The organism is Ruegeria sp. CK3, from assembly GCF_056536565.1.
Genome location: NZ_JBQFPV010000007.1, coordinates 88593 through 111230, shown reverse-complemented (window position 1 = coordinate 111230; position 22638 = coordinate 88593). Strand labels below are relative to the sequence as shown.

19 protein-coding genes and 1 pseudogene are annotated in these 22638 nt (G+C 59.2%); 7 read left to right on the top strand and 13 right to left on the bottom strand.

Going from position 1 to position 22638, the window contains the following annotated elements; genetic code table 11:
- Positions 1 to 81: 81 nt before the first annotated feature.
- Both ACR0C3_RS11550 and ACR0C3_RS11545 read right to left on the bottom strand, forming a co-directional pair.
- Entirely contained in the window at positions 82 to 1314 is a 1233-nt protein-coding gene (locus ACR0C3_RS11550) for an HlyD family secretion protein (protein WP_480758549.1), read from the bottom strand.
- A gap of 3 nt (positions 1315 to 1317) precedes the next feature.
- Complete coding sequence (locus ACR0C3_RS11545; protein WP_480527170.1) at positions 1318 to 1731, bottom strand: hypothetical protein; 414 nt, start codon at positions 1729 to 1731, stop codon at positions 1318 to 1320.
- 155 nt (positions 1732 to 1886) lie between these two features.
- On the opposite strand from ACR0C3_RS11545, the gene ACR0C3_RS11540 reads away from it, so the two are divergent.
- Both ACR0C3_RS11540 and ACR0C3_RS11535 read left to right on the top strand, forming a co-directional pair.
- Positions 1887 to 2960, top strand: coding sequence for an NAD(P)/FAD-dependent oxidoreductase (locus tag ACR0C3_RS11540; RefSeq protein WP_480758548.1), 1074 nt, complete (start codon positions 1887 to 1889; stop codon positions 2958 to 2960).
- Positions 2957 to 3610 (top strand): DUF938 domain-containing protein, encoded by a 654-nt coding sequence (locus ACR0C3_RS11535; protein ID WP_480758547.1) that lies wholly within the window; start codon positions 2957 to 2959, stop codon positions 3608 to 3610. Before ACR0C3_RS11540 ends, ACR0C3_RS11535 begins: the two co-directional genes overlap by 4 nt.
- Positions 3611 to 3892: 282 nt before the next feature.
- Here ACR0C3_RS11535 and ACR0C3_RS11530 read toward each other — a convergent pair whose 3' ends face one another.
- The 5 genes from ACR0C3_RS11530 to ACR0C3_RS11510 form a co-directional block, all read right to left on the bottom strand.
- Positions 3893 to 6400 (bottom strand): GcvT family protein, encoded by a 2508-nt coding sequence (locus tag ACR0C3_RS11530; RefSeq protein WP_480758545.1) that lies wholly within the window; start codon positions 6398 to 6400, stop codon positions 3893 to 3895.
- A 143-nt stretch (positions 6401 to 6543) separates the two neighbouring features.
- The gene (locus ACR0C3_RS11525; RefSeq protein ID WP_480527177.1) at positions 6544 to 6804 is read right to left on the bottom strand and encodes a hypothetical protein; all 261 of its coding nucleotides are present in this window, start codon (positions 6802 to 6804) and stop codon (positions 6544 to 6546) included.
- Positions 6805 to 6890: 86 nt separating this feature from the next.
- Positions 6891 to 8300, bottom strand: coding sequence for an FAD-binding oxidoreductase (locus tag ACR0C3_RS11520; RefSeq protein ID WP_480758544.1), 1410 nt, complete (start codon positions 8298 to 8300; stop codon positions 6891 to 6893).
- Between the two features lie 83 nt (positions 8301 to 8383).
- Positions 8384 to 10177, bottom strand: a complete 1794-nt coding sequence (gene ggt, locus ACR0C3_RS11515; RefSeq protein ID WP_480758543.1) for a gamma-glutamyltransferase — start codon at positions 10175 to 10177, stop codon at positions 8384 to 8386.
- A 19-nt stretch (positions 10178 to 10196) separates the two neighbouring features.
- Positions 10197 to 11183 (bottom strand): 2-hydroxyacid dehydrogenase, encoded by a 987-nt coding sequence (locus tag ACR0C3_RS11510; protein ID WP_170468445.1) that lies wholly within the window; start codon positions 11181 to 11183, stop codon positions 10197 to 10199.
- Between the two features lie 171 nt (positions 11184 to 11354).
- Between ACR0C3_RS11510 and ACR0C3_RS11505 the strand changes: the two genes are divergently transcribed.
- Positions 11355 to 11843, top strand: a complete 489-nt coding sequence (locus tag ACR0C3_RS11505; protein WP_425085188.1) for an SH3 domain-containing protein — start codon at positions 11355 to 11357, stop codon at positions 11841 to 11843.
- A gap of 21 nt (positions 11844 to 11864) precedes the next feature.
- Here ACR0C3_RS11505 and ACR0C3_RS11500 read toward each other — a convergent pair whose 3' ends face one another.
- Positions 11865 to 13205 (bottom strand): tetratricopeptide repeat protein, encoded by a 1341-nt coding sequence (locus ACR0C3_RS11500; RefSeq protein WP_480758541.1) that lies wholly within the window; start codon positions 13203 to 13205, stop codon positions 11865 to 11867.
- 425 nt (positions 13206 to 13630) lie between these two features.
- Between ACR0C3_RS11500 and ACR0C3_RS11495 the strand changes: the two genes are divergently transcribed.
- From ACR0C3_RS11495 to ACR0C3_RS11485, 3 genes are all read left to right on the top strand, one after another.
- Positions 13631 to 14866, top strand: coding sequence for a DUF3179 domain-containing (seleno)protein (locus ACR0C3_RS11495; RefSeq protein ID WP_480758540.1), 1236 nt, complete (start codon positions 13631 to 13633; stop codon positions 14864 to 14866).
- 11 nt (positions 14867 to 14877) lie between these two features.
- Positions 14878 to 16542: a sulfatase-like hydrolase/transferase gene (locus tag ACR0C3_RS11490; RefSeq protein WP_480758538.1), complete on the top strand. Its 1665-nt coding sequence runs from the start codon at positions 14878 to 14880 to the stop codon at positions 16540 to 16542.
- A 68-nt stretch (positions 16543 to 16610) separates the two neighbouring features.
- Entirely contained in the window at positions 16611 to 17429 is an 819-nt protein-coding gene (locus tag ACR0C3_RS11485) for a hypothetical protein (protein ID WP_480758536.1), read from the top strand.
- A 40-nt stretch (positions 17430 to 17469) separates the two neighbouring features.
- On the opposite strand, the gene ACR0C3_RS11480 is transcribed toward ACR0C3_RS11485, so the two are convergent.
- Positions 17470 to 18465: a quinone oxidoreductase family protein gene (locus tag ACR0C3_RS11480; protein WP_480758535.1), complete on the bottom strand. Its 996-nt coding sequence runs from the start codon at positions 18463 to 18465 to the stop codon at positions 17470 to 17472.
- A gap of 46 nt (positions 18466 to 18511) precedes the next feature.
- On the opposite strand from ACR0C3_RS11480, the pseudogene ACR0C3_RS11475 reads away from it, so the two are divergent.
- Positions 18512 to 19393 (top strand): annotated as a pseudogene (locus tag ACR0C3_RS11475) (LysR family transcriptional regulator).
- Between the two features lie 2 nt (positions 19394 to 19395).
- On the opposite strand, the gene ACR0C3_RS11470 reads toward ACR0C3_RS11475, so the two are convergent.
- The 4 genes from ACR0C3_RS11470 to ACR0C3_RS11455 all read right to left on the bottom strand — a co-directional run bounded on the left by ACR0C3_RS11470 (position 19396) and on the right by ACR0C3_RS11455 (position 22626).
- Positions 19396 to 20091, bottom strand: a complete 696-nt coding sequence (locus ACR0C3_RS11470) for an SDR family oxidoreductase (protein WP_480758534.1) — start codon at positions 20089 to 20091, stop codon at positions 19396 to 19398.
- A 10-nt stretch (positions 20092 to 20101) separates the two neighbouring features.
- On the bottom strand, positions 20102 to 20611 hold the full coding sequence (locus ACR0C3_RS11465) for a nuclear transport factor 2 family protein (RefSeq protein WP_480758533.1): 510 nt from the start codon (positions 20609 to 20611) through the stop codon (positions 20102 to 20104).
- Between the two features lie 60 nt (positions 20612 to 20671).
- Entirely contained in the window at positions 20672 to 21625 is a 954-nt protein-coding gene (locus ACR0C3_RS11460) for an alpha/beta hydrolase (protein WP_480758531.1), read from the bottom strand.
- A 113-nt stretch (positions 21626 to 21738) separates the two neighbouring features.
- Positions 21739 to 22626, bottom strand: coding sequence for a helix-turn-helix domain-containing protein (locus tag ACR0C3_RS11455; RefSeq protein WP_480758529.1), 888 nt, complete (start codon positions 22624 to 22626; stop codon positions 21739 to 21741).
- Positions 22627 to 22638: the final 12 nt, after the last annotated feature.

The following is a 22638-nucleotide window of genomic DNA, read 5'->3' as shown; positions in this document are numbered from 1 at the left end:
AGGGCGTATCGAAAAACCAAAGGCCCGCATTTAGCGGGCCTTTTTTTTGGGGCTACATTGCCCAGATCAAGGTTTGAAACCTCAGTGCCCAGTCAGCACCAAAGTATTCACCGGCATCAAGATCAAGCGCAACCGCAGGCCGGCCGCATGAACGACACCAATCGTGTCGACCACATGCAGGAACGCCTTGTTCCAAAAGCCGAGGCTTTCATCCTCTAGCTTGTGGTGGTTGTCGGTATAGACATTGGCCAGACAGTTACTGCCCGGAGGGATATCGTCCGCCATGCCCTTATACAGCGGCTCCATATACACCAGAATTGAGCCGGGCACTTTGTTGTGCTGGACGTCCCGCAGTTCGTCCGTGGGTCGGATCTGGCCCGAGGGGATGACGTCCTGCACCTCGACCACAACCATCGGGATCACGGTGAAGGGTTTGGTCATGCAACCCAGTTCTCCGATCATTCCAGGTTTGATGACCTGAGCAGACATCTGGTTGAACGCAGCCTGAAACCGGTCATGGCCCGAGTGCGAAGGCACCAGAATACCCGCCGGGCGCAAAAGCGGGCTGACATAGTCACCGACCTGCAGGCCGAACTGTTCGATCCGACCTGTAACGCCTGCGCTGATAACCGTCTTGTCCAGCTCGGTCAGGGCCGCATCCAGCTGCGCATTGGCACTGGCCAGTTGGGCCGGGATCAGTTCTTCGATCTGCTGCACCACGGCGGCGCGTTGTGACTGGGCGGCAGTGACCTGCGCTTCGCGCTCAGCCACCAGATTCTCCAACCGCTCGATCTCGGCCAGACGCACCGCGCTGGAGCCTTCGTCGCGCAGCGTGGTGTTGCGCTCTAGGTCTTCGACAGATTGTGCCAAGGCGGCGCGCGCACCGGCAATCCCGGCATCCGCCTGCGCCAGATCCGTCTCGGCCACTTTCAATGAAGCCTGAACCTGCGCGATTTGTGCGTGGGCGGCCTGAACCTGCGCTTGCTGGGTAAAATCCTCGATCCGGAAAATCGGCTGGCCCGCTGTCACCGTATCGTTGTTGCTGACATAAACCTCAGACACCCGCCCACCCAGTTGCGGCAGGATCGTGACCGTCCGGAAATACGAGGCCGCCGTGCTGGAGGCCGGATGAAAGTAGAACAGTGTGGTGATCACGGACAGCGCCAGAATAGCGCAGGTGGTCAGGCCCCAGCGTAGCTCGTACCACACGGTGAAAAGGGTTATCTCATGCCCGATCCGCTTGCCTTGGACAAAGCGTCGGAACAGGAAATCCGGCAGCACCGTAATCAGGGCGCAGAGCATCGTTTCGATCATTGCTTACTGCTCCGGCGTGGTGGTGTTTTGTGGTGCCGGAGGGGCCGGTTCAGCAGGTGCCTGAGGTGCAAGAGACTGTCCGAGTGAGCGAATGGCATCCGCTATATTTCGCATCGGGGTCGCAAAATCGGGGAATTGGAACCCGGCAACCAGAACGGCGGCAACCCAGAAAATGCCGTTATGAGTAAACAGCGCCAACAGCGCCAAAATGCCCACCAACTGGAACTGAGGGTGATTGTTCTCATGCGCCATTTTCTCGGGCACCGAATGCAGCGTCAGATATCCGACACCAATCAATACAACCAGAACGACAAAAAACACGACCATTGCCGAAAAGAGGTAGTCGCTCCCATCGGCTGCAACGACATATTTTGGGATATGTCCCGTGGCCATAGGATGGAGGTCCGCTGCAGTCACCTTAATCTCCTTCTTTTCTATGATGCGTCTTTGGCCGGGTTGATCGCCAAATTCAAGCCTGCTTATAGTCTCCCGAAATCCAAGCATATTCTTGTAACAAGCACCAAGAGCCTTATGACATCTGCTTCATCACAATCCTTCCCGGTCACCCTGCGATGATCGACTTTTTAATCATCGGCGGCGGCATCGCTGGCCTCAGCGCGGGCGCGCGTTTGTCTGCTCACGGCTCTGTTACTGTTCTAGAGGCCGAGGACGCTCTGGGCTATCACTCATCGGGTCGCTCGGCCGCGATGTTCGAGGAAAACTACGGCCCACCCTCGGTGGTTGCGCTCAATCAGGCCGGGGTCGATTACCTGCGATCCGCGAACGGAGGCTACCTGACCCCCCGAGGCCTCATGCTGGTTGCAGGCCACGATCAGGCTGACCTGTTTGCCAAAGACGTCGAAGAATTGAACGTACGCCCCATTTCGCCGCAGCAAGCCATCGACAAAGTCCCGATCCTGAACCCGGACGTTCTGTCCCACGCCGCCATCAGCGTGGACGCCTTCGACATCGATACCGACCGCCTGATGCAGGACTTCGCGCGCGTGATCCGAGGCAATGGCGGCGCGGTCCTGACCCGCCAGGCCGTCACCGATATCCGCAAATCCGGCCATTGGGTGGTACAGGCGGGCGACGTGTTCGAGGCTAGAAACTTGGTCAACGCAGCCGGCGCCTGGGTGGACGAGGTCGCCGCGATGGCTGGCCTGCCGCCTATCGGCATCGTGCCGAAGCGCCGCTCCATGGCGCGTATTCCCGCACCTGGAGGTCATGACGTATCCAACTGGCCCATGCTGATGGGGCCGGGAGAAGGTTGGTATGCCAAGCCTGATGCGGGGAAGTATCTGGTTTCACCCTCCGAAGCCGAGCCGACAACGCCTCATGACGCCTATGCCGACGATATGGTTCTTGCAGAAGGTCTGGCGCGTTATGAGGCGATGGTGACGACACCTGTCACACGGCTCGAGGCGAACTGGGCCGGGCTGCGTAGTTTCGTGGCGGACGGCACGTTGGTGCTGGGGCCGGACCCACAAGACCGCTCATTCATCTGGTGCGCGGGTCAAGGTGGGTACGGGTTCCAGACATCGCCGGCTGCCTCGTCCCATCTGGCCAGCCTTGTGACGGGCACGCCGTCTGAACTACCTCGGGACATCGCCGTTCAGTTGCATGTGGAAAGGTTACGCTCATGACTAAACGCGTTCTGCCTTCGAATGCCAGCGTCGCGACGCAAGGCGATGGGGCCCGTATGATCGCCCCAGCCGCCAGCCGCAACTCGGACGCGCTATGCGCCTTGCTGGCAAAGATGGCACCTGCCTCGGGTCGCGCACTGGAAATAGCTAGCGGCACTGGGCAACATGTTGCCGCCTTTGCGCAGACACTGCCCAACTTGGTATGGCAACCCACAGAAATCGACCCTGAACGCCGCGCCAGCATCAACGCCTATGCGACGGAAGTCTCCAATATCCGTCCCGCCACCGATTTGGATGCAACCAGTGCAGGCTGGCATGAGACATTCCAAGAGCAGGACCTGATTGTTCTGATCAACCTGCTGCATCTAATCTCATGGCCCGAAACTGACGCGTTTCTCAGCGAGGCCTCAAAGGCTCTGAGTCCGGCAGGCCGCCTCATCATCTACGGCCCCTTCATGCGAGACGGTGCCTTGACCAGCCCAGGGGATGAAAAGTTTCACGAAGCCCTGGTCTCACAGGATCCAGAGATCGGGTACAAGAACGACAATGAGATCAAAGCGCGTTTGGAGTACTACGGTTTGCAGCTGATCCAACTGGTGGAAATGCCTGCCAATAATCTGGCATTTGTTGCTCAAAGGCCGAAAACCTGATCAGTTGTTGGGCCGATCAAAGCCTGCTGGCGCAGGCTTGCCTCCGGCGGAGGTATTTTTGAACAGAAGAAGTAACGGACGGTTAACTCTGATTTGAGACTGTGGATCTGCGGCACAGGCGGAGGCGCCGATGACCGCAACAGGAGAAGGCCCCCCTTGCCAAAAGCAGGGGGGCTGGATTTTTTACCAGCCCCCGCTTCTTCTGTTTGAAAATACCTCCGCCGGAGGCATGTGTCGCCGCAGGCGGCGCATTCTCTCGCGCCGCCGGAGTTCCCCAAGATGTCAGCCGTCCTTGCGGATGGTTTCGTTTTTCGGGTCGTAGGGGCTGTCGCAGGTGACGACAGCATCCCACAACTTGTCCTGAATCTTGACCTTCAGCTTGGTGCCTTCAACCGCGAGATCAGGCGTCACGTAGCCCATGCCTATGGATTTCTCAAACGCCACCGAGTAACCGCCCGAGGTGAGACGACCCACGCGTGTTCCTTCCGGCGTGTAGAGCGCCTCGCGGCCCCACGGGTCGGCATCGGCTGGTCCTTCAATCAACAAGGTGCAGCACTTGAAGCGCACACCGGTCTCTTCCAGCTTGGCCTTGCCGTAAAAGTCTTTCGACAGGTCGACAAAGCGCGGCAGGTCGGCTTCCAGCGGGGTCGCGTCGCGGCCCAGTTCGGTGCCGAAGGCGCGATAGGATTTCTCCTGGCGCAGCCAGTTCTGAGCGCGCGCACCGACCAGCTTCATACCGTGCTTCTCACCCGCCTTTTCCAGCAGGTCGAACAGGTAGTTCTGCATTTCGATCGGGTGGTGCAATTCCCAACCCAACTCACCGGTATAGGCCACGCGGATCGCGTTGACCGGGCACATTCCCAGTTCGATCTGGCGGGCCGACAGCCACGGGAAGCGCTTGTTGGACAGCGCGGTTTCCGGATCGGCGTCCTTGATGACTTCTTTCAGCACGTCACGCGACTTGGGTCCGGCAATAGCAAAGACGCCCCACTGAGTGGTCACGTCCTGGATTTCGATGTAGCCGAACTCCTCCATCTTGTCCTCGGCCGCCTTGCGCAGATAGTCGGCGTCGTACTCGGTCCAGGCACCGGCAGAGACGATGTAGTAGTTGTTCTCGCCGTTGCGGACGATGGTGTATTCGGTGCGGGTGGTGCCATGCGCGGTCAGCGCATAGGTCAGGTTGATACGACCGACCTTGGGCAGTTTGTTGCAGGTGAACCAGTCCAGAAACTGGCTCGCACCGGGGCCTTTGACGACATGTTTTGTGAAGGCCGATGCGTCGATCAGGCCCACGCCTTCGCGGATCGCCTTGGCCTCTTCGACGGCATACTGCCACCAGCCACCACGGCGGAACGAGCGGCTTTCCTTGTCGAAATTATCCGGCGCATCGACAGGGCCGAAATAGTTCGGACGTTCCCAACCGTTGACCCACCCGAACTGCGCGCCGCGGGCTTTCTGGCGATCATAGGCCGGAGCAGTCCGCAGCGGACGGCAGGCTTCACGCTCTTCATCCGGGTGGTGCAGGATGTAGACGTGCTCATAGCACTCTTCGTTCTTGCGCGCTGCAAACTCGGTGGTCATCCAGTTGGATGAATACCGCTTGGGGTCCAGCGAGGCCATGTCGATCTCGGCTTCGCCATCGACCATCATCTGCGCCAGATAGTAGCCGGTGCCGCCTGCAGCGGTGATCCCGAAGCTGAAGCCCTCGGCCAGCCACATGTTGCGCAGACCCGGAGCCGGACCAACCAGAGGGTTGCCATCGGGGGTATAGCAGATCGGGCCGTTGAAATCGTCTTTCAGGCCGGATTCAGCGCAGGAGGGCACGCGCTCAGCCATCGCCATGTACTGGTCTGCGATCCGGTCAATATCCAGCGGGAACAGGTCAGCCCGGAAGCTGTCCGGCACGCCGTGTTCAAAGCGCGCAGGCGCACCGTGTTCATAGATACCCAAAATCCAGCCACCGCGTTCTTCGCGCGCATACGACTCGTTGTCGGCGTCACGCACAACGGGGTGCTCGGGGTTACCCGCTTCACGCCATTTGACTAGCTCAGGGTCTTTGTCCATGACAATGAACGTGTGCTCGACCGGGATCGCGGGCATCTTGATTCCCAGCATCTTGGCGGTGCGCTGCGCGTGGTTGCCCGATGCGGTCACGACATGCTCGGCGGTGATCACAACCTGCTCATCGGAGGGAACAAGGTTGCCGCCCTGCTCGATCATCTTGGTGCAGGTGACTTCCCAATGAGTGCCGTTCCAGTGGAAGGCATCCGCCTGCATCTTGCGAACGATGTCGACCCCGCGCTGACGGGCACCTTTGGCCATCGCTTGGGTCACGTCAGCAGGGTTAATATAGCCATCTTCGGTGTGATAGATCGCACCCTTCAGGTCGCCGGTTTCGATCAGCGGCCAGCGTTCCTTGATCTGCTCGGGTGTCAGCCATTCGTAAGCCACATCGCAGGTCTCAGCTGTTGAAGCATAGAGCATGTATTCGTCCATGCGCTCTTGCGTCTGCGCCATGCGCAGGTTGCCGACCACGGCGAAGCCCGCGTTGAGGCCGGTCTCTTCTTCGAGCTGCTTGTAGAAGTCGACCGAGTACTTGTGGATGTGGGTTGTCGCGTAAGACATGTTGAACAGCGGCAGCAGGCCAGCCGCGTGCCAGGTCGAGCCCGAGGTCAGCTCGTCCCGCTCGATCAACATCACATCATCCCAGCCCGCTTTGGCCAGGTGATAGGCAATCGAGGTTCCGACGGCGCCGCCGCCAACGACCAGTGCTTTGACTTGGGTTTTCATAACCGGGTGTCTCCCCTTGGAATCTGTTGCCACCATATGGCTTGATTCCGAAATCAATCGCGGAAGCCATCCGACCAGTGATATAAGAAAAACGACCCGCACGGGAGATGCAGGTCGTTAAATGGCGACTTACAATCCAGCCATCAGCCTTCGGAGCGACACCGTTTGGTGTTTCCAACGGTCTTGCACACCAGTTTGCCAGGCGGCTCGGCGGTTTCGGATTCCTGAACTTCCGACGTGCTGTCAACGCTTGCGGGTTCAACCTCGGACCCGCCAGTGAAGGCTGCGATGTAGTCGCTTGCGCTGAGCCCGTCACCCGAGGCTTTGGCTTTCTGGTAGTAGTCCAGCCCCGCGACCGCCAAACCGGCCACCGCGACAAAGCCAACCAGATATTTTGCACTCATGTCGATCACCTGTTCGTCTTTCGCCGTAAGACACCACATCACCTAGACGTTTTGTGGGCACAAAGCGGACAAGATCGCGGAAACCGTTATGGCTGATCGGCCAGTATCTTTCCTGGATTCATGATGTTGTCGGGGTCCAGTGCCGCCTTGATCGCGGCCATGTAGTGTGTTGCCTGCCCCAGTTCTTTCTCAAGATAGGGGCGCTTGCCCTGCCCGATGCCATGCTCGCCCGTGCAGGTGCCCTCCATCGAGATGGCAAGATCGTTGAGCCAGCCAACGAACTCGTCGGCCCGGCGGACTTCTTCGGCGTCTTCCATGTCGATCAGGGGCAAAGTGTGAAAGTTCCCGTCGCCGACATGCCCAACAATAGGCGCAAGCAAATCAAGCTCGGCCGCTTTATCCTGAGCGGCCCCTACGGCCTCGGCCAGACGGGAAATCGGCACGCAAACATCGGTCGAGATCCCCTTGGCACCCGGTCGCAGCTGAAGGCTGGCCCAGTACATGTCGTGACGCGCCTGCCAGAGCTTGTTGCGTTCCTCGGTGGTTGAGGTTGCCGCAAAGTCAGTACCGCCAAACTCTTCGGCAATCTGGCCGAAAATCTCGGCCTGTTCGGCGGCGCTGGCATCCGAGCCGTGGAACTCTAACAGCAGCAGAGGCGTTTCGGGCAGGGTCAAGCCGGAATAGGCATTGGCGGCTTTGACGGATAGTTCATCCAACAATTCAATCCGCGCGACAGGTACGCCGTATTGGATCGTCATCATTACTGCCCGGCAGGCAGCATCGACGGTTGGGAAAGAGCAGCGGGCGGAACTGATCGCCTCGGGGATGCCGTGCAGGCGTAGGGTCAATTCGGTAATGATACCTAGCGTGCCTTCGGCCCCGATAAGCAGCCGCGCCAAATCATACCCCGCCGAAGATTTCTTGGCGCGATTGCCGGTCCGGATGATCTGCCCATCCGGCATCACCGCCTCAAGACTCAGCACATTGTCCCGCATTGTGCCATAGCGCACCGCATTGGTCCCGGACGCGCGGGTCGCAGCCATCCCGCCAAGCGAGGCGTTGGCACCGGGATCAATCGGAAAGAACAGGCCCTGATCGCGCAGATGGGTGTTCAGATCTTCACGCGTCACACCGGGTTGCACGACGCAATCCAGATCCTCGGCATGCACGGCCAGCACTTTGTTCATCTGGCTCAGATCGACCGACACCCCACCGGCAGGCGCGTTCACATGCCCTTCAAGCGACGTGCCCGTGCCAAATGCAATCACCGGCACCTTATGCGAAGCGCAGGTTTTGACGATCTCGGAGACCTCCTGCGTGGTGTGGGGAAACACCACCGCGTCGGGGCTTTGATTGGTGATCCAGGTCGTGGTGTGGCCATGCTGTTCGCGGATGGCCGCACCGGTTTGGAGACGATCCCCAAACTGTTGCTTCAAGATGCCGAGCGCCGTTCCAATCCCAGCCTCATTTCTCGGCAAAGCCGTCGCCTGAACCATGCTAACCCTTTCCTGCCCGCCAGTTGCACGGGCCCTTCCCAATGTGTCGAAAAGGCCCGCCCGAGCCGGGCAAGACCCAGATTTTATTCGCCCAGCGCGATCCCTTCACGCCGATGGTCCGCTCCACCGCTGAGAGTTTCGCCAATCTCAATCGCATGCAGGCCCGAGGTCAGATCGCGGGGATTCACCTCGAACCCGATTTCGATCAGCGCATCTGCATAGCCTTCGGCGGCAGTGTCCACCTCGACATCATAGGTCCCGAACCGGTTGACCAGATGCGGCAGCGAGATCGCCTGCTGCACATCCATATCCCAATCCGCCCAGGCGATGATCGACTTGGCAACGTAGCCAATGATACGACTGCCTCCCGGAGACCCGATGGCCAGAACCGGCGCGCCGTCCTGCATGACGATGGTCGGGCTCATGGACGAACGCGGGCGCTTGCCGGGTTCCAGACGGTTCGCTATGGGCACTCCGTCGCGATGGGTGCGGAACGAGAAATCGGTCAGTTCGTTGTTCAACAAAAACCCGTTCGTCATCAGACGCGAACCAAAGCCGTTTTCAATCGTCGTCGTCATTGACAAGACATTGCCGTAACTGTCGACGATCGAGATATGCGACGTCGAAGGCAGCTCCAATGACTCGTCATCAGCCCAGTTCATCGCATGATCAAACTCGGGATTGCCCGGAGCGACCTCGGTCAGTGCGCCCTCGGCGTTCAAAAGCTCCGCACGCTGCGCCAGATAGTCCGGGTCGACCAGCCCGGTGGTCGGCATCGGCACGAAATCACTATCGGCCATGTACCGCCCCCGATCCGCAAAGGCGAGGCGTGACGCTTCGCCGATCAGGCGCCATGCCTCCATGCTCTCAGGTCCCATCGCGGCCAGATCATAGCTGTTCAGCATACCCAAAATCTGCCCAACGGTCAGCGCCCCGGACGAGGGCGGCCCCATCCCGCAGACCTCAAAGGCGCGGTAGGCGGCGCAAACCGGATCACGTTCAATGACCTGATACAAGGCCAGATCGGTGCCTGACAATACGCCGGGATTACCCGGCGCGGTGCGGACGGTCCGAACGATATCTGACGCGATTTGCCCGCCGTAGAACCCGGCGGCACCGTCCTCGGCCAGTGCCCTCAAGGAGTCCGCATAGGCGGGGTTCATCAGGCGTTGACCCTGTTGCAGTGGCTCACCTTCAGGCAGGAAATATTCAGCCGTTGCAGGGAATCGCGACAGGCGCTCGGCGTCGTTGGCGACCAAACTGGCCAGACGAGGAGAGACCAGGAACCCGTCATCCGCCAGCCGGATACCATCGGTGAACAGCCCGGGCCACGGCGAACGGCCCCAACGGCGGTGCGCTTCCTCCAGCAAGGCAGGCGTTCCGGGCGTGCCAACGGACAACCCTCCGACGACGGCATCAAAGAACTGCAAAGGTTCGCCGTTTTCATCCTGAAACAGGATCGGCGTGGCGTCCAATGGGGCCGTTTCGCGCCCATCCAGTGTCGTGAGCTGTCCGGTGGCGGCATCGTACCAGACCAAAAACGCCCCGCCCCCAAGGCCCGAGGATTGCGGCTCGACCAAGCCCAGAACAACCTGCACGGCGACCATGGCGTCCGCAGCGGACCCACCCGCCCGAAGGATCTTCGCCCCGGCCTCAACTGCCAAGGGGTTGGCCGCAGCGACCATCCAATTCTCGGACTGTACGGGCACGCCATTTGTTTTGGCCTCAAGCGCCGCGATTAACTCATCGGTCAGAGCCTGCACCTGACCTTCGCTCGCGCCTTCGGGGGCCACGGAGTCCGCTGTTTCCTGGGCAAAACCCGGAACAGTAAAGGCCATGACAGACAGAAGTAGTCCTGAAACCCGGTTGATACGCATAATGTGCTCCTGGAAAAGGTTACAGCATGGATGGGACCACCTGATCCGGCGGTCTGTGCCCATCCTCGAAGGTCTTGATATTGATAATAACTTTCTCACCCATCTCGATCCGCCCCTCCAGTGTGGCCGATCCCATATGCGGAAGCAGCACCACGTTTGGCAGCTTGCGAAGGCGTGGGTTCACCTGCGTGCCGTGTTCATACACATCCAGCCCGGCACCCGCGATATCCCCGGACCGGATCAGCCGCGTCAGCGCGTTTTCGTCGATCACTTCACCACGCGACGTGTTGACGACCACAGCCGAGGGCTTCAGCAGCTTCAATCGCCGCGCGTTCAGCAGGTGGAACGTTGAAGGGGTCGATGGGCAGTGGACCGAGATCACATCCATCCGCGCCACCATCTGATCGAGGCTTTCCCAGTAGGTGGCCTCCAGATCCTGTTCAATCTCGGGGCGCAACCGGCGGCGGTTGTTATAGTGAACCTGCATCCCGAACGCGCTGGCACGGCGCGCGACAGCCTGACCGATCCGGCCCATGCCCAGAATACCCAGACGGCGCCCTCCGATCCGGCCACCAAGCAAAGCGGTCGGAGCCCAGCCGGACCAATCGCCCTGCTGCATCAGCGCAACGCCCTCAGGGAAACGACGTGTCACCGCCAGGATCAGCGCCATGGTCATGTCGGCCGTATCATCGGTTAGAACACCCGGAGTGTTTGAGACCAGAATGCCACGCTGACGCGCGGTTGAGACGTCGATATTGTCGACCCCTGCACCGTAATTGGCGATCAAGCGCAGCTTTTCACCAGCTTGCCCCAACAGACCACCGTCGATTGTGTCGGTCACCGTCGGCACCAGCACGTCGGCCTCTTGCACCGCAGCGACCAGTTCCTCACGAGTCATGGGGGTGTCATCGTCGCGCAGGCGAACATCAAACAGCTCGCTCAGTCGCGTTTCCACTACTTCTGGCAACCGTCGCGTAACAACAACACTCAGACGTTCTCTTGGCACTTCCGCCCTCCCACTGCTTTGCAAACGCGCTTGCGTCATGGCATCGTGGCGCAGGATAAGGCGGGGCACAAGAACCCCAAAGGCATTGAGTCGACCTTTTTTCGAAAGCAGATCAACAGGCACAAGAGCAGGCAGTCAGTGAGTGGTCTTCTACCGGTGAAACGCCTTTGTTTGGCGATCCTATCCGCGTATCTTATTGCGTTCGGCTCTGCGCCGGTCGCAGCCCAAGACGTGCGCGGCCCGGTCACCAACCTGCCCCTTCCGCGCTATGTCTCGATGAAGGCTGCCGAAGGCAATGTGCGCCGCGGTCCGTCCCTGACCCACCGAATCGATTGGGTCTTCAAGCGGCGCGGTATGCCGCTGCAAATCACTGCGGAATACGGCAACTGGCGCAAGGTACAGGATCGCGACGGGGCCGGAGGTTGGGTTCACTACGCCCTGCTGTCCGGCGTGCGCACGGTGCTGATCGAATCCGAGATGCTGCCCGTTTATGCCCGACCCGATCCGAACTCGACCGTCAACGCGCATTTCGAAACCGGAGTGGTCGCCCGTCTTGGCGCGTGTTCGCTGGATTGGTGTCGCATTTCGGCGGGGGGCTACAAGGGGTGGACGCTGAAAGCCAACCTCTGGGGCGTCGATCCGTCAGAAATCCGGGAATAGCCTCTTTTTCCAGTCCCTGCCCTAGTCGGATTGCAAAGCAGTTATTTCGTCAAGCGCGCTGATGATGTCTTCGGCGTGGTCCGGATCGGCAAACAAGGTTCGAAACAGCGCCGCTAAAGGGTAGCCGGGCCAGGCTTCGTCCAACAACAGGATTGTGGCCCGCGCGCGCTCATCGTCCCCTAGCCGCTGATAGCTTGCCGCAAGATAACCGATCGAGATTGCGCTGACCGGATCACCCAGCCTGACCGCCTCGTTGAACTGGTCTACGGACGCCTGATAGTCCCCCAAGTGATAGCTGGATGAAGCCAACACGCTACGATAAGGAAATCTTCCGTTGGTCGTATTGGCGCCCTGCGCCCGCTTGGCGGACGCTATTGCGCGCTGAAAATCCCCACCAAACAACGCGAACAGGGCATCAAAATTCGTGACGTGGATATCATCAGGGGCAAGCCGCGTTGCGCGCGCGGATCGCGCAAGCGCGGCCTCATGCTCGCGCGAGCAAAATGAAGCCAGGGCAAGAGCAGAATGGCTCCACCCTTCGTCTGGCGCCAGCTCCAACGCTCGCTGCGCTCGGTTTTTGGCGAGGGTCAGAAGCGCCTGTTTTTCAGCTCCGGGCGGGGTTGTTAAAGCAAGGATGCTGATCGCCTGCGCCGAACCGGCGTAGCCGCCGAAATACGTCTCATCCAGCGCCATGGCGCGCTCGAACATACCGCGCACGGCTTGCAGCCTGTCACGGTCTAGAACCGGAAACATCAGCAGGCGCGCCTCACTCGCCAGATTAACGGCTTGTAGCTTGGTCGGGTTTGTCGAGAACAGCGCCTCTCTGACAGCTTGTTCCTGGTTGGCATTTGCAGAGACCGTGACCGGGCTTGGCGGTGACTGGGGCGTACGAGAAAAGAGCATCACGCCACCCGCAACCGCCAACGCGGTCAAAACCGCCACTGAGACCCAGACCATCCTTGAGGGACGAGCCCGGTCCGACGGTATGTCTAGGTCCAAAACCTCAAACCGGGGGACATAGCCGCCCGGATCTACATGGATGCGCAGCCTCTGATCCTTGCCGGAGTTCGAATAGAAGCTCGCCAATCGCCGACGCATGCGCCCCGCATCGACCCGAACCACGGCCATTGGGTCGCTCCCGGAATCCAGCGCCCTTCCGTAGACATCCTCGGCGATCGACTTGGCGCGGATATCCTCGGACTGGCCTGCCAGAAGCTTGTCGACAACGTAACTGAGGAAAGACTGCAGTCGCTCGGCCCCATCGAATTCCGGGCTGTCCAGGACCGCCTTTAGTGCCCGCTGAATGTCTTCATCCGAGAGCGTTTTTTGGGCCGGATCTGACTTTACACTGGCGTCTGACATCGCTTTCGTTAACCGCTGGCTGGTTTCAAGCCTTTGAAAAATAACATGTTACCCCGTAACATACGTTAAGATACCTGAATATGTAAATGACTTTCAGGCAGAATGACTAGCGAAGGAGGGGAACGGACCTCATCGCGGGGGCTCAACTGGGTTCAGACACCGTGAGGCTTATGATGGCTTGCTTGTCGATACACTTTCCTGATCAGGCGAATGACATCCGACGCCTGCGCAGCGCGGACACGGTCTTTGCGCAAATCTGCGCTGACTTTGAAAGCCTGGCCGCTCTTCTACCCTGCGATGCAAGTGACCCAAGAAATTCTGATCTTATCAACAGCCTCCGAGGGCTTGAGGACGAAATCAAAACCTACCTTTCGTCCCATTCGAACCCGCCCGAGGGCTAATCAAGACGCAAAAAGGCGATTCAAATGTTGGCCAATCTTCTATTCTACGTCGGGCTTATCGTGTCGTTGACCATCGGGTTCATGTATTTCCGGGATCTCGGTGACGTCAGCCAGATGGTGCTGAAGGTCAAGCGCAATAACATGATCCGCTTTATCCGGAATGAGAACACCTATCTTGCAGCCGGATTCGCCGGGCTTGCGCTGATGCTTGCCGGGCATTTTCTTGGTGGCGGTCCCGGCTGGCTGTTTTTCCTCGGCGTGCCTGCAGTGACTCTGGTGATCGTGTTCCTATTCGTGTTTCCATGGGTTTGGGTCCATATCGGCCTGCGCAACCAGCAAAACACCGCCCGCTACTATCCAATTTCTGAGGCGCAGCGATACATCAACCCATCCGCCAGTGTTCTGGTGATTGAAAACAACGGCCACGCGCGGGCGCATTCGGACGCCCAGCTGATGCGCCCTCATCTGGCCGGCAACGATAAGGGGTTGGGCGGCGATGACATCGTCATGACCTATTGTGCCATGGCCAATCTGGGGCAGGCCTACAAACCCGAGATCCACGGCAAACGTCTGGACCTTGAGGTGATGGCCCAGCACGGCAACAACCTGATCCTGCGCGACAACACCACAGGAGAGCCGATCCAACAGATCTATGGCCGCTTCGACAGCGACGCCTCGAAAACCGCTGCGATGCAGCCGTGGCCCACCTTTCGGATGAGCTTTCGGGGATTTCAAAAGGCCTATCCAGACGGTGAGGTCTTTCTGAACAAGCCCTCCTCGAACCCGCTTCTCAGGTTGTTCGACACCTTTACTGAAACGGTTTTCTCCTCGGGCATCGCCAAGCAGCACCAAGAAGAAGCGCCGGTCATGGATAACATGAGCCACAGCGATAACCGCCTGCCCAACAAAACCTATGTCTGGGGCATCACGATCGGTGACGATGCAGTTTGCTGGACCGATGATTTCCTGGCCGAAAATAAAGGGTTGATCAACGCCACGGTTGGCGGGCGTGACGTCGTGGTGTCTTACGACCCAATCTATGAAAGCGTTGGCGTCTGGTACAATGACACCGGCGCACCCATCACCCATGTCAATTTCTTCGGACACGCGGATTGCGGCCAACTGACCCGCGTTGAAACCCTTCGATCGGGCATGTTCTGGCATGTCTGGGTCGAGTTCTTCCCCGGCACGGATATCAACCGCTCCGGCCCGCCCCACATCACACCTGACCCCCGCCAGACCCCCGCCCAAAGCGAATGAGGATTGCTGAAATGAAAACCCTATCCAGCCTGTCGGTGCTGCTCTGTCTATCGGCCACGATCTCAACTGCTCAGGACGCGCCGATCATCCATGATGCCGAGTACTACATCCTCGAAGCGCAGAATGCCGAACAATGGGCTGCGGACAATGCAGAGGTTGATCAGTTGCTCGAAGACTTCCGAAACTCGAACGACGGCAAGCCACCCAACATCATCAATATCCTGATTGACGATATCGGCTTTGGCGATCTTGGTATCCCTGAACTCAACGCGGTGCGCGGGTATTCCACGCCCCATATCAACGCTTTCTCAGACGAAGCGATGCGCATGGTGCGCATGTATACCGAACCCTCCTGTACGCCCACGCGCGTTGCGATGATGACCGGGCGGCTTCCGGTTCGGATGGGCATGGGCGACACCACCGTGGATATCGCCGGGTTCGGCCTGCCCGCCGACGAAGTCACGCTGGCCGAGATCCTGTCAGATGCGGGCTATGCGACTGTGCATGTGGGCAAGTGGCACATGGGCGATATCCCCGAGGCCTGGCCCCATAACCAAGGCTTCGATTGGGCGGGGTTCCCGGTTCACCAGCAGGGTCAGCTGACCATCTACAACGACGATGCGATTAAGGAACAGGTCTCGGTCGGGATCGCAGACTTCGATGACCGTTTCGTACTCGACGACTTCTTTCGCCCCGATCCCGCCGCGATGGTTACAGGCCTTGAAGCCGAGCGTGGTGGTCTTGCGCGCGAAGTTGACATGACGGCAGGCGAGCGCTGGACCGCCGAAAAATATGACGAAATGAACCAGCGCTACCAGGACCAGACGCTTGAAAAAATGCGCGAGCTGGCTGGCGGGGAAGCGCCGTTCTTCCTGCAATATTGGCCACTCATTCCGCTGGACAACACGCGCGCAGGTCGTTCGGGGCCGCAATCGCCGAACGGAGGGCTCTATGTCGACAAGATGCAGCAGCTCGACAGCTGGCTCGGCGATATCTTCAACGAGATGGAGGCGCTTGGCCTGGCCGACAACACCATTGTCATCGTGATGGGCGACAACGGCCATTTCACCAAGTATTCGCCGCAATCAGGGTTCACCCCGATGGTTTTCGCCGGTGGCAAAGGTGATGTGTCCGAGGGCGGCATTCGGGTCGACAGTTTCATCCGCTGGCCCGGTATGATAGAGGCCGACGGCATCGTCGGAGATATCGTCCACGTCTCGGATCTCTATACCACACTCGCCCGGTTCGCCGGAGCCGAAAGCGGCATTCCTCGGGATCGGCTGGTGGACGGGGTCGACCAATCCTCGCTGCTGCTGTTGGGCGAGACAAAAGGACGGCGCGACCACCTGATCGTCTATTCCGTCCACACCCCCCGCGCGGTCATCAAAGATCAACTAAAGCTGCGCATTCCCGGAGCCGGGGAGAGCGCGATTCTAGCCGATTTCTTCGATGTCTACCGCGACACGCATGAGAAATACCCGGTTTCAACCGAGGTTGGGGCTTGGGGCGGGCAAGAATTTGTCCGTATTCTGGGGCGCCATCTGAAACGCAAGGAAAAATACCCAGACATCGAACCTGCCCGTGGCGTGCCTTACGAAGGCATCGAAAATCTTCGCCCCGAAACTGAAGCCGCTGTCGAGGCCTTTCTGCTCAAACAGTCTTCGGTTGGCAGATGATCGTATATCCGGACACTGACGCCTTGCAGCAAGGTCGTCGCGCAATTTGAAAGTAAGGAGATTCACCAATGGCAATCAGATCCACTGCTGCGATCGCAGGCGTCACGACCCTGTCCTGTTTACTGTCGAGCGCAGCATACGCTCAGTCCCTGCCTGCACCGGGTCAGACCGAAGAGGGCTGGCGACACACTCTTGGCTTTTACCTGTTCACCCCGCTCCGTACACATGGAACGTCAACCGTCTCGGGCGTTTCAGCCGATATCGACCTCGATCTTGGCGACGTGCTGGATGTTCTCGATTTCGCAGCGGCCGGGCGCTATGAGGCCTGGAACGGAGACTTTGGGATCATCGTTGACGCCAACTATGTAGGCATCGGAGAGGACACCACTCTCCCCGGCCCCGCCGCCACTGCAGTGGATGTAGATGTGCGCCAAAAATGGTTTGCGGTCATGGGTGCCTATCGCGTGGCTGATGGAACTTATGGCGCCAACAACCAGCGCTATACCATCGATCTGCAGGGCGGCATTCGCTACAACTCGATCCGGCAGGAAATCAGGTTCACGACTCCGGGGCCGACCAATCCGCCCACTCAAGGCGGTGACGAAGGATGGATTGAGCCTGTCGTGGGTGCCCGGGGCATGTGGCGTCTCAACGACCGGTGGACCACCATCGCATCGCTGGAACTTGGCGGGTTCGGGGCCGGAGGCAACGATCTACAGGTCGGCGCAAATATCGGCTTTGACTACCAGCCGTGGGATCGGACCGCGATCACCTTTGGCTACAGATATTTCAGCGTCGACTACAGTGATTCAACGTCAACCGGCCCTTTCGCCTATGATGTCACGCAGCAAGGGCCCTATGTGGGGCTAAAGGTCTTTTTCAACTAGATCCAACCGCCTTGCCGTGCCTCGTTCTTGCCAGGCTCGATCACTCTATGCTTAGAACCAGTTTGCCGGTGGTTTCACCGGCTTCCAAACGACGGTGCGCCTCGGCGGCTTGGGCAATGGGTTGGATGGTCACTTGCGGGCGCAGAACATCCGCTTGCAACAATTCAAACACCCTGGCCATGTCTGCGCTGAACAGATCGGGGCGGTTGACGAAATAGGTGTATATGTCGCTTACCCGGACCGAGATCGACTTCTGGAAATGCTTCGCCAAATCCTCGGCAAAATTACCTGCGGGCGGACCGTCAAGGAAACCAAACAGAACTGCAGTGCCCAAAGGCGCCAGAGCGTCGAGGTCTGACTTGAGGGTTTCACCCGAGATCGGGTTGAGCGTCAGATCCACGCCGCGCCCTTCGGTGAGGTCCATCACCCGCTCGGTGACATCCTCGGTGCGATAGTCGATGACGTGATCGGCACCTTGATCCTTCGCATACCCAACCTTGTCGGTGCTGGTCGAAGCGATCACTGTCATGCCCAGATGCTTAGCAATGTGTAGCGCCATGGTGCCAACACCCCCGGCCGCGGCGTGAACCAGTACAGATTTGCCAGCTGCCGCGCCGCCCAGATTGACTAGCATGTGGTAGGCAGTCATCCCATTGACGGGGATCGCGGCTGCGGTTTCGAACTCGACAGTATCGGCCAACCGGGAGACATAGGGCGCAGCGATCACCGAATGGGTGCCATATCCACCGACACCAATCGGCCCCATCCACGCCACGCGGTCCCCGACAGAGAATCCTTCGACCCCCTCGCCCAGCGCCTCAACCACTCCGGCCCCCTCAACCCCGGGTACATGAGGTAGCTCGGGCATCATCCCCTCGGGCATTCCACCGCGACGGATGATCGTGTCGATGAAATTGACTGCCGCGGCTTTGTTGCGGATCAGAATTTCCTCGGCATTGGGGGTCGGGGTCGCACGGTTGGTTTCGCGCAAAACATCTGGTTTGCCGGTCTGGGTGATTTCAATAGCGAAAGGCATGAGCTGTCTCCTTCTGTTGCGCAGAAGGTAGAGGCCATGTCGTTGGATGATAATAGTTGATACCAGGAGAAATAATCCCAAAAATAGAATAATGATCTACAACGACCTTGCCCTGTTTACTGTCGTCGCAAACCATCTCAGCTTTTCCAAAGCTGCGGAGCGGCTGGGCATACCTCTCAGCCGGGTCAGTCGAAGGATTGCAGAGTTGGAAGACCATCTGGGGACCAAACTGTTCGAGCGGACAACCCGCCAGGTTCGCCTGACGGAAGAAGGCCGCCGCCTTTTGGACCGATGTCAGGACCCGATTGAGGCGTTGCAAGGTGTCGCGGGTTTTACCGACGACACGAGACGCCAGAGCATCCGCATCACGGCGCCTCCGCTGGCCGCGCGCACGACCATTGGACCTCGGTTGTTGGATTTCGCGAAACAGAATCCGGATGTTGCGTTTGAGATGACCACAACCAACGTCATGCTGGACTTCTTTCGCGACAATATCGATCTGGCCTTCCGCCTCGGCCCCTTGACGGATTCCAGCCTTGTCGCGAAACGGCTTTGGTCCGTTCCCTAATGCTTTTGCGCAGGACAGGGCTTCATTCGAGCGCGCGGGTTGGACGGGTCGATTTCCAGACCAGACTTTCTTGCTTTGCCCGCCCTGAATGCTGGCCAACCCTGGGCGCTTGAGAGCGGGGAAACACTGCACCCGAAGCACATCGCCCACAGTTTGACCGACCTTGATGTCATTGCGCAGGCCGCCCGTCGCAACCTGGGTGTCGCGATGCTGCCTTCAGATATGGTAAACGGCGAACTGCAACGGCTTGAGGTCACGGATGCCCAACCAATGACGCGGGACATGTTCGCCGTCTATCCCAGCCGCCGCCTGTTGCCCGCGCGGGTCAGGAAGCTGATTGATTTCATGACGCCCGGCTGAACCTACCAATCAATTGCGACGCCATCGCGAAAGAACCCTCCGGTCGGGCCACCTTTCGGTAAGGTCGCTGCCCAGACAACGCCCCTGGCACCCTCGGAAATCGGACGCCCCCCGCCCCCCATATCCGTCGCAACCCAGCCGGGACACACGGCGTTGACGAGAATGCCCTGCGGTTTCAATGCGGCAGCGGTCTTGAGCGTCAGCGCGTTCAGAGCAGCTTTGGATACGCCATAGCCAGGCGTTCCGGCGGACATGCTGGTCAGCGACCCCGCCCCAGAGGACACGTTGACGATCCGGGCATCCGTGCCTCGTTTTAACAGTGGCACCGCCGCAATCGTGGTCTCCCAAGGGCCGAAAAGGTTCGTATCAAACGCGCGACGCACCCGGTCCAAATCGGCGAGGTGGACCTGTTGGTCGGTGTCGTAGTCCACACCCGCGTTATTCACCAAAACATCAAGGCGGCCATAGGCCGATTCAACCATCAAGAAGAAGGCCGCCGCGACAGAATCCGGACTAGAAACATCCAGTTGCAACGCTTCAGCCCCATATCCGATCTCATCCGCAGCAGCCTGCCCTTTTGCCAGATCGCGCGCACCCATCAGAACCTTCATCCCATAGTCTCGGGCCAATTGGTGGGACACTTCTTTGCCAATACCTCGGTTGGCTCCGGTCACGAGTGCGATACGCTGACTGGTCATGATCCCTCCTTCAATTCGCCTCGGCAGCGCGCTGGCCGGCAAGAGCCACAAGCCCACGGTCACCGGATTCCCAGATTGCCGTCATGGTCATTGATGTGACAAGCCAGCGATCGTCTGATTTCTCAAGCTCATAGTCATAGCGGCCACCAAGCACCCACAGGCCATCATCAAGACGATGGGTTGCTGTGAAATCAGCCTGTGCCGTGGCGGATGTTTCGGAAAGAGAGGTGATGGTGTGATTGGTCACCATATGGTGTGTCGCGTCGAAACCGGGAAGAAAGGCGGACCATCCAGCCACGAGCTCGTCGGCGGATTGTGTGACCGGGTCTCCACCCCAGAGGCTGGTGTAGTCCGTTGTGACAGTATCGGAAAACGCGCCGCGCACGCGGGTCCAGTCTTGGCGGTCAGCACCGGCCGCGATATCGGTGATTGCGGTCGAGATATCGGCCTGTTGTTCAGCAAAAGCTGCGGATCCGATCATAGAGACGGCCGCAAGGGTCGATGTGAGTTTTCTACGCATGTGGATACTCCGAATAGATGAGGGGGGAGGCCGAACGATTGCTCGGCGTCCAAACAGGGCTTAGTTGCTCGAACCGGCGCGGAAGTGGTCAGCGACGGTATCGGCCGCGCGGGTGACATCCTCGGGGTTGTCGTAGAAGTCGAACTGCGTGACATCCTCCAGCCATTGCGCGGTCGCCTCGCCTGCGAAACCGGCAAGGAAGGTCTGCACGCCCTGTGGGATCGCTGCGCTTTCCGAGTGCACAATTGCCAGTGGCTTATCCAAACGCTGCGGATTGTCGGCGGGATGATAGGTCAGCCAGCCTTCCCAGCCCGCATTGTTCCACTTGTCGTCATATTCCGGGATACCGCCACGGTCGGCCTCATAGTAGTATCCACCGATTGGCATCAGAACGCCCTCGGCACCCTCGGGTCCTGCCGCAGGAATGATCTGGCCACCAGCGGCCTCGGCAGCGTGGGACACCTCAATCAGCCCGGCGACACCTTCTGCGCCGCCATAGACCGCCTCGACGATCTCTTCGTTCTGCAACCACGGTGCAACCAGACCCAGCCGCTGAACCAGCGGATTGCCAGAGACCGCATCGACCATGTACCCGGCCGAGGCGCAGATCCCCAGACCGTTGATGTGGTCGGCATCTACTTCGGGTAGGGTCGCAACGAATGCGATGGCCGCTTTGATGTCCGATGTCTTGGCCTCGGGGCTTTCAACGAAGCGCACGTTGTTCGGCAGATCGCCCGATTTGCCCCAACCGCGGAAATCAAAGGTGAAGGCGGCAAAGCCGCGCTCGGCCATTTCTCGGGCATAGTTTGCGGGCATCTGTTCCTGAACAGAGGTCCAGGCCCCGGTCACGACGACAGTCGGCAGAGGCTCGGCTCCGCGCTCTTCCGGCAGGTACAGCGTGCCGGACAGCATAGCGCCTTCGTTCTCGAAGGTAACGGTGCGGGTTTCGACCTGCGCAACAGCGGCTGTCGAAGCCATAAGCGCTGCGGCGGTGTTCAGAGCGAGGGTATTCATAGCGATATCTCCCAAAATCTGTCTGGATGGGCACAAGCCCGATGACACCTGAGATATGCTGCGGTCAGCAGGGATACTTGCACCGGACTGCCGCGTTTTTGAAAGATCCTGCTTTAGACGGCATTTGCTGCGCGGAACGCGCGCGGGGTCTGCCCTACCACCTGTTTGAAACTGCGCGTGAAATGCGCCTGATCCGAAAATCCACAGGCCAAAGCGATATTACCCAGAGGGCGCGTGGGGTCCTCGATCATCTTCATCGCCTGCTCGACCCGGTAGGCCATGACATATTGCATGGGGGTCGAGCCCAGCGTTTCCTTGAAAACCCGCGCAAAATGCGAGGGGCTCATGCCCGCCTCAGAGGCCAGTTGATCGACCGTGATCGTTTGGTCCAAACGGTCCTGCACATAGGCCAGCACCCGTTGATAATGCTGAGAGGAAAAGCGTGCGGACAGCTCGACCTCTTCGGCGCGGCGTTTGCCGTATTTTTGCAGCAGTTTGACCAGAAACACCCGGCTCATGGCTTCGAACATCACGGCTGAGGACATGTCGTCGGTTGCCAGCGCATCGCGCAAAATGACACCTGCAGCACATAGATCAGGATCGGAAAACTGCGGTTGGTCGTGAAACTGCTCCGGCGCCAGAAGCATACCGAGTTCCGACTGCGCAAAGCGCTGGACCTTGTCCGGATGCAAGGTGATCACAATCACATCGGACTGCCCGTACCACCGCCATCCCGACCGCATACCTGCTGGGGTCACGATGACTTCATCTTTGCAAAAGGTGAAATCCCGCAGCGTGCCGTCCCGCCAGTTTTGCACGCGATGTCCCTTCTCCTGCAGGTTCAGAAGGACGTGGTGTTCCGAAAACACCTCTTCCGGCATTCGATCAGGTTCGGCCCGAAAATACCGCACGGACATCAAACCAGCCGCCGAAGGGCGCTGCATCTCATCACTGTTCAGCAACGGTTCTGACGGGTAGATATCAGCGTATCTTAGGGGCAAGGAGCAGCTCCG